At 44.6% G+C, this 13,124-nt stretch carries 14 protein-coding genes; 3 read left to right on the plus strand and 11 right to left on the minus strand.

Annotation, left to right across the window (positions count from 1 at the left end; all coding sequences use genetic code 11):
• Nucleotides 1-37 precede the first annotated feature (37 nt).
• A complete protein-coding gene (locus FFM77_RS05100; RefSeq protein ID WP_137634680.1) occupies nucleotides 38-574 on the plus strand; it encodes a 3'-5' exonuclease in 537 nt (178 codons plus the stop codon).
• A gap of 412 nt (nucleotides 575-986) precedes the next feature.
• On the opposite strand, the gene FFM77_RS05105 is transcribed toward FFM77_RS05100, so the two are convergent.
• The 4 genes from FFM77_RS05105 to FFM77_RS05120 form a co-directional block, all read right to left on the minus strand.
• Nucleotides 987-1,502, minus strand: a complete 516-nt coding sequence (locus FFM77_RS05105; protein ID WP_137634681.1) for a GNAT family N-acetyltransferase — start codon at nucleotides 1,500-1,502, stop codon at nucleotides 987-989.
• Nucleotides 1,503-1,507: 5 nt separating this feature from the next.
• Nucleotides 1,508-1,969, minus strand: a complete 462-nt coding sequence (tsaE, locus tag FFM77_RS05110) for a tRNA (adenosine(37)-N6)-threonylcarbamoyltransferase complex ATPase subunit type 1 TsaE (protein WP_137634682.1) — start codon at nucleotides 1,967-1,969, stop codon at nucleotides 1,508-1,510.
• A gap of 104 nt (nucleotides 1,970-2,073) precedes the next feature.
• A complete protein-coding gene (pta, locus tag FFM77_RS05115; RefSeq protein WP_137634683.1) occupies nucleotides 2,074-3,054 on the minus strand; it encodes a phosphate acetyltransferase in 981 nt (326 codons plus the stop codon).
• A 26-nt stretch (nucleotides 3,055-3,080) separates the two neighbouring features.
• Nucleotides 3,081-3,773: a uracil-DNA glycosylase gene (locus FFM77_RS05120; protein ID WP_137634684.1), complete on the minus strand. Its 693-nt coding sequence runs from the start codon at nucleotides 3,771-3,773 to the stop codon at nucleotides 3,081-3,083.
• 115 nt (nucleotides 3,774-3,888) lie between these two features.
• On the opposite strand from FFM77_RS05120, the gene FFM77_RS05125 reads away from it, so the two are divergent.
• Together FFM77_RS05125 and FFM77_RS05130 are read left to right on the plus strand one after the other, a co-directional pair.
• Entirely contained in the window at nucleotides 3,889-4,758 is an 870-nt protein-coding gene (locus FFM77_RS05125; protein WP_137634685.1) for a Cof-type HAD-IIB family hydrolase, read from the plus strand.
• A 24-nt stretch (nucleotides 4,759-4,782) separates the two neighbouring features.
• Nucleotides 4,783-5,349, plus strand: coding sequence for an LURP-one-related/scramblase family protein (locus FFM77_RS05130; protein WP_137634686.1), 567 nt, complete (start codon nucleotides 4,783-4,785; stop codon nucleotides 5,347-5,349).
• Nucleotides 5,350-5,653: 304 nt separating this feature from the next.
• Here the strand turns inward: FFM77_RS05130 and FFM77_RS05135 are convergent, their stop codons facing one another.
• From FFM77_RS05135 to secG, 7 genes are all read right to left on the minus strand, one after another.
• On the minus strand, nucleotides 5,654-6,208 hold the full coding sequence (locus FFM77_RS05135; RefSeq protein ID WP_137634687.1) for a helix-turn-helix domain-containing protein: 555 nt from the start codon (nucleotides 6,206-6,208) through the stop codon (nucleotides 5,654-5,656).
• A 189-nt stretch (nucleotides 6,209-6,397) separates the two neighbouring features.
• Nucleotides 6,398-7,132 carry an amino acid ABC transporter ATP-binding protein gene (locus FFM77_RS05140; RefSeq protein ID WP_137634688.1) on the minus strand — a complete coding sequence of 245 codons (735 nt, stop codon included), beginning with the start codon at nucleotides 7,130-7,132 and terminating at the stop codon, nucleotides 6,398-6,400.
• A gap of 2 nt (nucleotides 7,133-7,134) precedes the next feature.
• A complete protein-coding gene (locus FFM77_RS05145; RefSeq protein ID WP_137634689.1) occupies nucleotides 7,135-8,571 on the minus strand; it encodes an amino acid ABC transporter substrate-binding protein/permease in 1,437 nt (478 codons plus the stop codon).
• Nucleotides 8,572-9,080: 509 nt separating this feature from the next.
• Nucleotides 9,081-9,551 carry an SsrA-binding protein SmpB gene (gene smpB, locus FFM77_RS05150; RefSeq protein ID WP_137634690.1) on the minus strand — a complete coding sequence of 157 codons (471 nt, stop codon included), beginning with the start codon at nucleotides 9,549-9,551 and terminating at the stop codon, nucleotides 9,081-9,083.
• Nucleotides 9,552-9,580: 29 nt separating this feature from the next.
• On the minus strand, nucleotides 9,581-12,013 hold the full coding sequence (gene rnr / locus FFM77_RS05155) for a ribonuclease R (protein WP_137634691.1): 2,433 nt from the start codon (nucleotides 12,011-12,013) through the stop codon (nucleotides 9,581-9,583).
• A gap of 22 nt (nucleotides 12,014-12,035) precedes the next feature.
• Complete coding sequence (locus tag FFM77_RS05160) at nucleotides 12,036-12,791, minus strand: alpha/beta hydrolase (protein ID WP_137634692.1); 756 nt, start codon at nucleotides 12,789-12,791, stop codon at nucleotides 12,036-12,038.
• A gap of 54 nt (nucleotides 12,792-12,845) precedes the next feature.
• On the minus strand, nucleotides 12,846-13,082 hold the full coding sequence (gene secG / locus FFM77_RS05165; RefSeq protein WP_137634693.1) for a preprotein translocase subunit SecG: 237 nt from the start codon (nucleotides 13,080-13,082) through the stop codon (nucleotides 12,846-12,848).
• Between the last annotated feature and the right edge of the window lie 42 nt (nucleotides 13,083-13,124).

A 13,124-nucleotide genomic window follows, 5' to 3' on the forward strand; every position in this document is an offset into this window, starting at 1 on the left:
AATTATTAAAATGACTCTATGAAATCAGGTGAACCTTTTGAACTTTGTTGCCATGGACTTCGAAACCGCTAGTGGGAAACGCGATAGCGCCTGCTCGCTAGCCTTAACCATTGTCCGCAATAGCCAAGTCGTTGATGAATTTTACACGCTCATCAAACCCGAAACTGAATTTTTCTGGCGCAATATCCAAATTCATGGGATTCATGAAGCCGATGTCGCCGATGCACCTAAGTTTCCAGAAGTTTGGCAGCATATTGAACCCTTTTTCCAGCGTGACCGCTTAGTCATCGCCCACAACGCCCCATTTGATACCGGTGTTTTACGGCAGACGCTCGCGCATTACGGCATCAGCGCTCCTGAATATCTGTCGATGGATACGGTCAAGACGAGTAAAAAATTCTACCCTGAATTACCAAACCACAAACTAGATACGATGTGTCGCGCCCTCAACATTGACCTGGAACATCATCACAATGCGCTCGATGATAGTTTGGCCTGCGCCAATATTTTATTAGCCGAAGCTGCTAATTTTGGTCCTGAACGCCTGAAACCGTTTGTCCGAGTTCAAGGCTAAAAATACAACGATTTAATCTTAAGCAAATCATCAATTAATACAACCACGTGAGGTCACCTATACAAGTTGGCCTCACGTTTTTTCATCCATTTGATGCTAGTTAATGATGCTAGTTAATGATTCCGTTTGCCTTTTTTATGCTGGTCCGCTTTGAAACCTATAAGCTACCTTGACCTAAAACCAAATCACCAATGGCTCAGCTAAAATAAACTAACTGATCAGTCATTAACGCCGGGCGGCCCAGAATTGGCTCAGTGGTGTCGTTTATCTTAGTCGGTGACGTTCCGACTTAGATAACCCCCGGCTTGCGAGACCGCACTTCGGCTCGCAAACGCGGCCACCACGTTCCAGCCAATTCTGGGCCAACCAGAGTGGCATCCTAAGACTATTTTGATTGAAACATGCTTCAGCTTTAAACCGGCAATACCATATCAATCGCACAGACCTTCTCACCAGTAGGATCGACCACTTGATAAGCAGTCGGCGTCACTGATTTAAAGCCGAGTTGCTGATACAGCTTAACAGCCCGCGTATTACGCGTTTGCACCGTTAAGAAAAGTTCCGCTAAAGTACTAAAGTCACGCGCCCAAGTAATCAGCTCTTCGACCAAGGCTGTGCCTAAACCGTTGCCCCAGTATTGCTTTAAAACGGCCACACCAATCTCTCCGCGAGGCTTTAATAAATCTTCCGTGGCTTGTACGGTACCGACTCCGATCAACTGCTGATCCAAGACGGCGACAAAAATCGTATTGGTCGTGGTCCGCGTAATCTGCTCAATCTGCGCCCGTTCATCGGCTTCACTCAATTCCCCGAGACCGTCATCGACCGTAAATGTGTTTGATTCCGTTGCTAACTGCAGTAATAATGCTAATAATTGCGCCGCATCGGAAGCTTCCGCTGGGCGTACATCGACAACTTCAGCTGTCATGTTGCTCACCCCTCTAACGAATCCGCTAACTGTTGATAGTGTTTGCCATGGGCTTGGAGCGTAATGGTTCGGTCATCATCTTGATCACCGGAACGTTTGAGGGCAATCCGTAAATAGGTCGTCGGCAACAACTCACTAATGAATTGTGACCATTCGACAACGCTGACGCCATCACCATCAAAATACTCATCTAAGCCTAAATCTTCAGCGCCACCATCTTCCAGTCGATACACATCCATGTGATACAGTGGCAAACGCCCTTGATGATATTCACGCACCAACGTAAAGGTTGGACTTTTAACATTGCGGTCGATCCCTAAACTTTGGGCTAACCCTTTGGTAAACGTGGTCTTCCCCGCACCAAGGTCGCCGTCTAATAAGATTAAATCGCCTGGCTGGACCAATTTTCCAAGTTTAGCACCTAGTTGCATGGTTTCCGCTGGCGATGTGACTGTGATTGCATCCATAATTTATCCAAAATCCTCCATTCAAACTAACTCTTCTTATTATAGAAAAAACGGGCTAAACTTCAAAGTTCAAGCTCCGAAGTTTTTCCCGCTTAACAAACAAATTAGGCTTCTAACCCTTGAGCTGCGGTAATAATCGCAACTTTATAGACATCCTCTTCACTAGCGCCCCGTGATAAATCAGACACTGGTTTGTTCAACCCTTGCAAGATTGGTCCAACGGCTTCAAAACCACCAAAGCGTTGTGCAATCTTGTAGCCGATGTTTCCAGACTGTAATTCTGGGAAGACAAAGACATTCGCATGACCGGCTACTTTTGAACCTGGTGCTTTTTGCAAACCGACCTTTTCAACAAAGGCCGCATCAAATTGCATTTCACCATCAATAGCAACATCAGGAGCGGCTGCTTGCGCTTTAGCGGTTGCTTCTTGCACTTTAGTCACCATATCGCCCTTAGCGGACCCCTTAGTTGAGAAGCTCAACATAGCCACTTTAGGATCAATATCAAAGACTTTAGCCGTGGCTGCACTTTGAGTGGCAATTTCAGCTAAGGTATCGGCATCCGGATCGATATTAATGGCACAATCTGCGAAGACATAACGTTCGTCACCCTTTTGCATGATGAACGCCCCACTGATTCGATGTGAACCAGGCTTGGTCTTAATAATTTGTAAAGCTGGCCGAACCGTATCTCCAGTTGGATGAACGGCGCCAGAAACCATGCCGTCTGCTTGGCCCATATACACGAGCATCGTCCCAAAATAGTTTTCATCTTCGAGCATCTTGGCAGCTTGTTCTGGGGTATTCTTCCCTTTACGCCGCGCAACTAACGCATCCAGCATCGCTTGTTTGTCAGCAGCGGGATACGTGGCGGGATCTAATACTTGCACACCGGTTAAATCGGCCTTCAAGTCCTGCGCAACCGCTTCAATTTTGGCGCTTGGTCCTAAAACGATTGGCTTAACCAAGCCGTCAGCCGCTAATCTAGCAGCGGCACCGACGATCCGTGGTTCAGTACCTTCGGGAAAGACAATTGTTTGATTTTTACCAGTAATTTTTTGTGCTAATGCTGTAAATAAATCCATGTTGATGACCCTCCAATAAAAGTAAATTAATTTTTGAGACTAACGTGTTCTGGAAGCTGCCAATTGATCGGTTGTTCGCCAAAGGATTCTAAGGCAATGTTGGTCTTGGAAAATGGTTTCGAGCCAAAGAACCCGCGATAAGCTGATAACGGACTCGGATGTGGGGCTTGTAACACCACATTGGTCTGCGTATCAATCAGCTTAATCTTAGAACGGGCGGCTTTACCCCATAAGATAAAGACGACTGGCGTTGGCCGTTCTGACAAACGTTGAATGGCCACATCGGTCAAGCGTTCCCAACCCTTGCCAGCATGTGAGAAAGCCACGCCATTTTGAACCGTCAAAACGGAGTTGAGCAACAAGACCCCCTGCTTAGCCCAGGCTTCCAAATAACCATGGTTAACGGGCGTACAGCCGACATCATCCTGTAATTCCTTATAAATATTGACCAGTGACGGCGGGACTTGGACCCCGGGCATCACCGAAAAACTGAGACCATGCGCCTGATTGGGCCCATGATACGGATCTTGACCTAAAATCACAACCTTGGTATCAGCAAACGGCGTCCATTCAAAGGCCTGAAAAATGTGATACATATCGGGATGGATATTTTTAGTCCGATATTCAGATTTTAAAAAAGCATGTAATTGCTGGTAATAGGGCTGTTCGAATTCGGGTTCCAGCACGTCCCACCAATCAGTATGAATAAACGCTTTCATCCTTAACACCTCTTGATTTATTGTAGCATACTCAAAACCAGTAATGATAATAATTCTGAATTAGCTGACAAACATGTTAAAATGGTTTTATTAAGACAACTAAGGATGTGACATCATGATTTCGATTATTGCTTCTGACATGGATGGGACCTTGTTGAATAATGAAATGACGGTTTCTGACTTCAATGCCCAGGCCATTTTAAAAGCCCAGCAACAAGGCGTGCATTTCATCGTTTCAACCGGCCGCCGTTATTCTGAAGCCCAACCGTTGATTGCCGCGCAAGGAATCACAGCGCCCCTCATTACCTTGAACGGTGCCGAGGTGTACGATGCCTCCGGTAAAATGTTGGACATGGTTCCAATTACCAAAACGGTTTCACGGGCGATTTTCCACACCTTAAGCGCGCAAGGCTACTACTTCGAAGTCGTGGGAACTGATGGGGTTTATTCCAATAACAAAGTTAAACGTATTGAAGAAATTGCCTACTTATTAACCAATCTTAATCCCGATACATCTTTTAAAATTGCAATTTCATTGGCGTCAGCGCGCTTGGAATTGATGGATATTAACTATGTCGATGATTATAATGACCTACTGAATGATCCCAAAAAGCATATTATGAAGATCATTGCCTTTAGCCAAGAAGGGCCGAAAAAGCTACAGCCACTTTCAGATGAGTTACTGGCTAAACATTCGTCCATCAAGATCACCTCATCATCGCGGTCAAATATTGAAATCAACAATATCAACGCCCAAAAAGGGATCGCCGTTGAACGTTATGCCAATATGCTGCATACGCCAATGAGTGACGTGATGGCAATTGGTGACAACAACAACGACGTTTCCATGCTTAAACTAGCTGGAACCAGCTATGCGATGGGCAATGCATCCGTTGAAGTTAAACAATTAGCCAATCATTTAACGGATACGAACGTTAACGATGGCGTTGGTAAGGCCATCTTGGAAGTACTCGCGCAACAATAGTTTACCGGGAAATGAGGGTTTGAAATGCGTAAATTATATTTCAGCCGCAACAGCTTCGCCAAAGGTGCTCGCATCGTCCGCGATGGGCATAACCAATCACATTACTTGCTCGTTGGCCGTTGGGGACGGCGCCAAGATGCCTTGAGTCTCTACGCCATTCATGGCGAACTGCTTGCCGAAATTAAACAAACCTCACTTGGCCTTTTGCCGAAGTTTGATTTGTATTACAATCGCCAAAACGTCGGCTCAATTAGTAAGACGCTCGGCTTTTGGCATGAAATGATTTTCGTGCGCAAGCTACGTTGGATTATTATGGGCAGTCTTAATTCTGAAAGCTACCGAATCTACCATGGTACCGAACTCGTCATGACGATGCGTCCAGTCGTCACGTCAAATGGTGAGGCCTTTGAATTAGCGATTACTGACGAAAGTGCCGAACCACTTTGTATTTGTATCGCCGCTATCCTAGATCACTGGCAAAAGCCAACTAATCGTGAACGGTCGCGATTACCTAAGAGTGGCTACAATGTTACTTTTGGCGAAAGCAACTATACGTTACACCCGCATGAAAAATTACCATTACCGAAATAGCCAAAAAGTCACTCACAATTTGTGGGTGACTTTTTTGATAACTTGTCGTTGGTGAAGCTTGCCGCTCCGGTTGGTCTGGATTGATGCTGGAACGTGGTGGCCACGTTTACGAGCCAAAAAAACGGTCTCGTAAGCTGGGCTTTCACTAAATCGAGAGAATCACTCGCTTAAGTGAAACGACACCACTGAGCATCATCCAGCCCGCCCTGCGCTATTATTACTGACTCATTGCTTGCTTGATTAATTGATTTAAAATCCCGTTTAAATCATATTGACTCAGTGACGGTTACAATTTAACCCAACCTTACATATAACGCACATTATTTAGCTCTAGCAACGCTTTGAGTCGCCGCTCGTTGTCCTCATCTAATACGATTTCATTCTGATGGAGACACTTTGACAGGCCAATCCCCATCCGCGTAATGACGTAAAGATTAGACCCAGAGCGTTGATCAATCAATTCTTTATAATAAGATGCCAATAGCTCCCGGAGCGGCTGGTCGTGTTGGTCATCGAGATTGGCAACTAAATCGGTAATCAATCCTAAGGCAACTTCAGCGCGGTCGTGACCGCCAGCATACCACTTCACTGCTTTCATATTATCCGTACTCCCCCTATGGAACAGCACACTGAAGAATGATCGTTTCGGCTTAGGCGGCGTTAATCCTAATAAAGCATCCGTCGTGACGTCAAACAACTGGCTTAACCGAACTAAGCTTTCTAGATCTGGATAGCTGCGACCTAACTCCCACTTCGAAATCGTCTGACGCGTCATTAATAACTGCGTCGCTAAGTCTTGTTGCGACCACCCTCGCTGTGTGCGCTGTACTTTGATATTTTTTCCAACTGATAGTTTCACTGTACCAGTCCCCCATTTCATTCGAAATCCCAAAGCTCGCCCGAATTCATTGCGCCAACAAAAAGTAGGGCGCAATGTGCCGTTGCACCCTTATCAGGCAGGCATTTGATGACTAATCCAACACCTATTATACCCCACAAAAAAATGAGCTAAGTCATCGAACTTAACTCATTTTTTGATTGCCTGCATTTACACATTAATCACTTTATTCAAGAAATCTTGTAACCGCGGACTCTTCGGATGGTCAAAGACGTCATCCGGCTTGCCGCTTTCTTGAATCAACCCATCGGCCATAAAGACAACCCGATCGGCGACTTCTTTGGCAAAGCCCATTTCATGGGTAACCACAATCATCGTCATCCCATCAGCCGCCAAGCGCTTCATGACATCCAAGACATCACCGACCATTTCGGGGTCCAAAGCTGATGTGGGTTCATCAAACAACATGATCTTCGGATTCATCGCCAAGGCCCGGGCAATCGCGACCCGTTGCTTTTGCCCACCAGATAAAGATTTCGGCATCGCATCGACCTTATCCGCTAATCCAACAACATCCAACAAGTGCCGTGCTGTCTTTTCAGCTTCGGCTTTGGACGCTTTTTTGAGCTGAACCGGCGCTAACGTAATATTTTGTAAGACTGATAAATGCGGAAATAGATTGAAATGTTGGAAGACCATCCCAATATTTTCACGCACTAAATTAATATTTGTGCCTTTATCTGACAAATCATAACCACTAATAATAACTTGGCCTTGTGTTGGTAGTTCCAAGTCATTCAAGCACCGTAAGAAGGTACTCTTCCCAGAACCGGATGGCCCAATCATGCAAACGACTTCGTTATCTTCAACTTCAAGATTCAAGCCCTTTAAAACTTCATTGTCGCCATAACTTTTGTGTAGATCTTTAACCACAACTTTTGCCATGTTTAGTTCATCCTCCTTTGAACCCAATTAGATAACCAAGTCAATAAGGTAATCAGAATCAAGTAGATAATCGCAATCATTAACCAAATCTTGAACCCTTCAAAGTTCCGCGCAATAATCAACGTCCCAGTCTGAGTTAATTCAACAATCCCGATAACTGACAAGATCGAGGTATCCTTTAAGGTAATGATGAACTGGTTGATAAATGATGGAATCATGATCCGAATTCCTTGTGGCATGATAACTTTACGCATTGCGGTCCAGTATGGTAACCCTAATGAACGGGCGGCTTCCATCTGACCATCATCAACCGCTTTAAAGCCCCCTTTAACAAAGGCCCCGGTATACGCCCCTTCATTCAGCATTAAGGTAATCATCCCAGCGATAAACGCTGGAATCTTAAACCCATGCCCAATCAAATCAGGGAACCCAATATAGATGAAGAACGCCAAAACCATTAGTGGCATCCCTCGGAAGATGTAAATAATCGTGCTAGAAATGGCTGGCCCTAGCTTACCTGGCATCACGCCTAAGACCCCTAAAATCACACCCATAACCGTGGCTAAAATAATAGAAATAACCGTTAATTCCAACGTCATCCACAGCCCATTACCAATCGTTCCAATATTTTGTGTAAAGAGCCCGATAAAGGTCCGGCTGCTGGCCGTTTCGCCAGTTAAGGATGCTTCACTAGAATGTAAATATTTATCAATAATTTTCTTATAGGTGCCATCCGCTTTAATTGCGGCTAACCCGGCGTTAAACTTCTTTAACAGTTCGGCATTTTTGCCTTTTTTAACGGCGAAGCCATAATCCCCGGCATCATATTGTTTCGACACAATCTTCAAGGCAATCCCGTTTTTGATCCCGTAAGACATGACCGGATAATCTTCAAAACAAGCCGCGGAGTTACCGACTTTAACATCATTATACATGTTGTTTGATTCGTTGAAATACTTAATCTTGAACCCATACTTGCTTTCAATCGACTTGGCATAAGTGGCGCCGGCTGTCCCGGTCTTCAAGGCCACGGTCTTGCCCTTTAAATCTTTGAACGTTTTGACTTTACTATCTTTAGCAACAGCCATAACGACCCCAGATGTATAGTAAGCTTTAGAAAAATCAAACGTCTTTTGCCGTTCGGGCGTCACATTCATCCCGGCAATGACCCCATCAACTTGATTGGCGCTTAATTGCTGGACGGCGGCCCCAAAACTGATTGCTTTTAACTTATAATTGATGTTTTCTTTTTTAGCAATCGCATTTAAAATATCAATATCAATACCTTTATATTTACCACCCTTAGCCTGGAATTCAAACGGGGCAAACGTGGTATCCGTCGCGATGGTATAAGTCTGCGCATGCGCAGTGGCTCCAAGTGAGAACCAACTGCCAAGTGCAGCCAATACCATGACAACAGCAACTTGCCATTTCTTCATGATGAGACCCTCCTAATTCGTTCTACCTCAACGGTATGTCATAAAATATAACATAGATTATGAATTCACACCAACACAAATTATAATTATTTTCTAATTTTATTTTAATGATTGCGGTATCATTTTGAGTTTACTTAACTTTCTTAAGCAAATATGGTCAGTGAACGAAGAAAACGAGGAAAAGCCGCTTAATTTGCGTTTTTTCAGTTTTTTGATTTTGCCATTAACCGGTGACAGTTTGACACAGTGCTTAATCTAAACCTGCTGCCTACATTTAATGCAAGTTAATTATTTATTGGCCTTACGCTTGGTACTAGTTGAAATTGCGGCCTGCTGGTCGGTTCTTAAAACACTGGAACGCCAATGACACCACGTTCCAGCCGATTCTGGGCCAACCAGAGCGGCAACTTAATCCAACTGGCACCAAGCAAGCATAGCTTAGTCTGTGACTTAACCGCAAAAAAAGCATCCAAGACTAACAAGTCCTGAATGCTTCAATCAAACTGTTATTAATAATGTTTCATCACGCGATCAATTTGACGTTGTTGTTCGCGCTTCTTAATATCTTGCCGTTTGTCGTATTCACGTTTCCCATGAGCGACCCCGATTAAGACTTTCGCAAAGCCATGCTTCAGATACATCTTCAAAGGAATAATCGTAACCCCTTTGGTTGTGGTGGCATCGCCAATCTTGCGAATCTCTTTTTTGTGAAGTAATAGCTTCCGGTTCCGTAATGGATCAACGTTGAATCGATTACCTTCCATAAAGGGGCTGATATGCACATTCATCATAAAGGCTTCACCATTACGAATCTGCACATACCCATCCTTCAAGTTAACACGACGATCACGGACGGACTTAATCTCAGTCCCCGTCAAAGCAATCCCCGCTTCATAGGTATCCTCAACGGCATAGTCATGCCGCGCCTTCCGGTTTTGCGCGAGGGCGGTATCTGGATGTTTACCGTGTTGTTTGGCCATTGCCGCACACCCCCTAACGTTTACTTAAATTAACGCCGGTTATCGTTGCTGGACCGACGATTTTGACTACTGTGGTTATTGTTACTATTATGGTTCCGATTATTTGTATTAGTCGTGCTACGATGGTTATTGTTACCACGATAACCGCCATTACTATTGCGATTGCCATTGCGGTTATTGCCGCTATTACCATTACGATTGTTGTTGCCACCGTTACGATGATAGTTGCCATTGCCGCCGCGACGATTGTTACCGCGATAGTTATCCCGATGTTCTTGTTTTGGTAATAAATCAGTCTTTGGTGCTTCTTCAGGATTAAGCAACTTAAAGTCCACTTCACGCTGATCTTTATCGACCCGCATTAATTGTACTTTAACTGGTTGCCCGATTCTAAAGGTCCGATGGGTCTTCCGACCAACTAAAGCAAGTTGCTTTTCAACATATTCGTAATAGTCATCGTCCATCACACTGATATGCACAAGCCCTTCGACCGTGTTTTCCAATTCAACAAATAATCCAAACTTCATGACTGAATCAATCACAGCGTCAAACTTCTCGCCAACATGATCGGCCATATATTCGGCTTTCTTCATTGAATCAACGTCACGTTCAGTGGCAATCCCCCGCCGTTCATTGTCAGAAGTGGTTTCCGCAATGTTGGGCAAGTTATCCCGGTATTTGGCCCGAGCTGCTTCGCCCGTGCCATTTTCGGCATAATGGCGAATCAAACGATGGACCATCATATCCGGATAACGCCGAATTGGTGACGTAAAGTGGGTGTAGTATTGCGCTGCTAACCCAAAGTGACCTAAGGATTCATCAGCATACCGTGCTTGCTTCATACTCCGCAGCATCATGACTGAAACCATGGCTTCTTCTGGTTTGCCCGCAACCTTCTTCAACACATCTTGTAACATTTTTGGCTTAACATCTTTGGAAGAACCGGTGACATTAACACCAAAAGTCGTGACGAATTCAAAGAAACTCAACATCCGATCAGCATCCGGTGTCTCATGGACCCGGTAGATGAATGGCACCTTGAGTAAGCTATAATGCTTGGCAACCGTTTCGTTGGCCGCTAACATAAAGCTTTCAATCATCCGTTCAGCCAATCCCCGTACCCGTAATTGGATATCGATTGGATGGCCGGTTTCATCAACGATGATTTTGGCTTCATTATCATCAAAGTCAATCGCCCCACGATGACGACGGTTCTTATAGAGAATTCGATGTAGATCGCCCATCGCATCAAACATATCAACTAAATCAGCATATTTTTCACGAGTCTTAGGGTCATGGGCTTCCAAGATTTGGTTAACGGCATCATAAGTCATCCGTGCATGCGATTTAATCACACTTTGGAAGATCTTATGATTGACGATATGGCCTTCTTGGTCGATTTCCATTTCACAACTCATTGCTAACCGTTCAACATCAGGATTCAAAGAACAGATACCGTTTGATAAGCGCCGTGGCAACATTGGAATAACCCGGTCAGTTAAATAAACAGATGTCCCACGTTTGAATGCTTCGCGGTCTAATTCCGAGTTTTCAGTGACGTAATGACTCACATCAGCGATATGCACCCCTAAATGGAAGTTACCATTCGGTAAGCGCCAAGCCACAACAGCATCATCTAAGTCTTTAGATTCGGCGCCATCAATAGTGACCAATGGTTGATCGGTAATATCCACGCGACCTTTTTTATCTTCTTCCGTGACATAGTCCGGAATGCGATTAGCTTCATCAGTGACTTCTTCTGGAAAGACAGATGGTACTTCGTGTTGGTAGACCACTTGTAAGACGTCCATCCCAGGATCATCAACACTCCCGATGACTTGCTTAGCAATCCCAACAATCCGCGTTGGATTTTGCGCATCCGGATATGCTGAAACTTCAGCAATGATGACTTCCCCTTCAGTCGGATGAATACCTTGATCAGTAATTAATAATTCATATTTAGAAAGTTTCTTTTCTTTGATTTCAACTTTACCAATGAAACCAGGGTTCTCATGGCTAGGTACAAAAGCACCAACGATTTGAGAATAGTTCCGTTGCGTAATGCTGACAATCTTACCTTCAGGACCACGATCAGAACCGGGCCGAGCTGGCCGAATAATTTCGACTTGCACGTCATCACCGGTAAATGCAAACATCGTATTGTCCGGATTAATGTAGATATCAGGCAAATCGGGATCATAGCGCACGAAACCAAAGCCCTTGTCATTTCCATGGAAAGAGCCATCGACTAATTTCGTTTCTTGTACAATCTTGAACTGATCATGATCATCAGTGGTGACTAATTTTTTACGCTCCATATTAGCCAATTCTTTGACCAAAAAAGTGAACGCGGTTGATCCTGTAAAATGCAATTCATCACTCAACCGTTCCACACTGTAACTACGGTCGGGATGACTTTGCAAGAAAGTAAGAATTTGTTCTTGTAAGTTAGATTCTGACATTATTTACCTCATTTTTAATAGTTTATTTATAAATCGTTTTTAAATAGGTTAAAACCGCTTGTTCTAATTGATGGTGGGCCGTATTAACCGTTAAGACGTGACCAGCCGTTGGATACCAATGATAGTCAACAGGTAGTCCCTGTGCCTGCAATTGATCCCGCAAACGTGGTGCTCCCGTAGCATCAATCAAGGCATCTTGACCGCCCTGCGCGATAAAATACGGCCGGGTCAAATGCACTAATTGGGGTTGAATCACCGTTTTGGTGAATTGACCAACTGCCGTTAACTGGGCCGCCACCGCGGGCTTCAAGTCAGTTAAAATTTGGGCTTGAGTCGTCGGATCTAAGTGCTGACGCGCCAGCAACTGTTGGCTACGCTGGATAAACATGTCCGCGACTGCTGTGGTTGCTGTTGGTAAAACTGGCGAACTAAAGATACCGCCGCCCAATAGTGCTGGATCATCGGCCAAGGCCAACGTGGCAAATAGGCCACCCAAAGACAAGCCGAAAATACTAACTTTAGTATAGCCTTTTTGACGCACAAATGATATTGCGCGTTGCGTATCTTCCCACCACTTAGCTGGTGAGCCTTGCGTGACAATATCACGCGGATCATCCGTGGCATGTCCCGTGAATTGAGGGGCGTAGACGCTATAATTGGCCCGCTCTAAAACCCGAGCTAACATGCGGACATCGTTAGCACTCCCTGAATACGCGTGTAACAAGATGACGACTTGATCACCATGTTCAAAGAAAAAAGGTTTCGGTTGTTTGAGCACCCTTAAACACCTGCCTTAAAAAAAAGCCTCCTGAAATCACAGGAGGACGGTCGGTTACTTCGATGAATACCAAGCTAAAGCGAGCGCGACGACGAAGAAAATAATTCCGAGTACGACGGTCACTTTTTGCATGAAGGCTTCAAACCCACGAGGCTTTTGCTTGGCGAACAAGTCGTCAGCCCCACCGGTTAATGAAGACATGGCATCATTTGTCTTAGATGGTTGCATCATTACCGCCACGATAATGATGATGGAAACGATTAAAATTATCGTCATTAATGTATTATACAAAAAAATGTCCTCCTAAAGAGTCCGCTATGTCTATAACAATTT

The sequence above is a fragment of the Lactiplantibacillus songbeiensis genome (assembly GCF_005405125.1).
GTDB classification, from domain to species: Bacteria; Bacillota; Bacilli; order Lactobacillales; family Lactobacillaceae; genus Lactiplantibacillus; species Lactiplantibacillus songbeiensis.

Coding starts and splice junctions, on each gene's coding strand:
- FFM77_RS05105 (WP_137634681.1), bottom strand. CDS start 1,502: ATGACAGCTGAAGTTGTCGATGTACGCCCAGCGGAAGCTTCCGATGCG.
- tsaE (WP_137634682.1), bottom strand. CDS start 1,969: ATGGATGCAATCACAGTCACATCGCCAGCGGAAACCATGCAACTAGGT.
- pta (WP_137634683.1), bottom strand. CDS start 3,054: ATGGATTTATTTACAGCATTAGCACAAAAAATTACTGGTAAAAATCAA.
- FFM77_RS05120 (WP_137634684.1), bottom strand. CDS start 3,773: ATGAAAGCGTTTATTCATACTGATTGGTGGGACGTGCTGGAACCCGAA.
- FFM77_RS05125 (WP_137634685.1), top strand. CDS start 3,889: ATGATTTCGATTATTGCTTCTGACATGGATGGGACCTTGTTGAATAAT.
- FFM77_RS05130 (WP_137634686.1), top strand. CDS start 4,783: ATGCGTAAATTATATTTCAGCCGCAACAGCTTCGCCAAAGGTGCTCGC.
- FFM77_RS05140 (WP_137634688.1), bottom strand. CDS start 7,132: ATGGCAAAAGTTGTGGTTAAAGATCTACACAAAAGTTATGGCGACAAT.
- FFM77_RS05145 (WP_137634689.1), bottom strand. CDS start 8,571: ATGAAGAAATGGCAAGTTGCTGTTGTCATGGTATTGGCTGCACTTGGC.
- smpB (WP_137634690.1), bottom strand. CDS start 9,551: ATGGCCAAACAACACGGTAAACATCCAGATACCGCCCTCGCGCAAAAC.
- rnr (WP_137634691.1), bottom strand. CDS start 12,013: ATGTCAGAATCTAACTTACAAGAACAAATTCTTACTTTCTTGCAAAGT.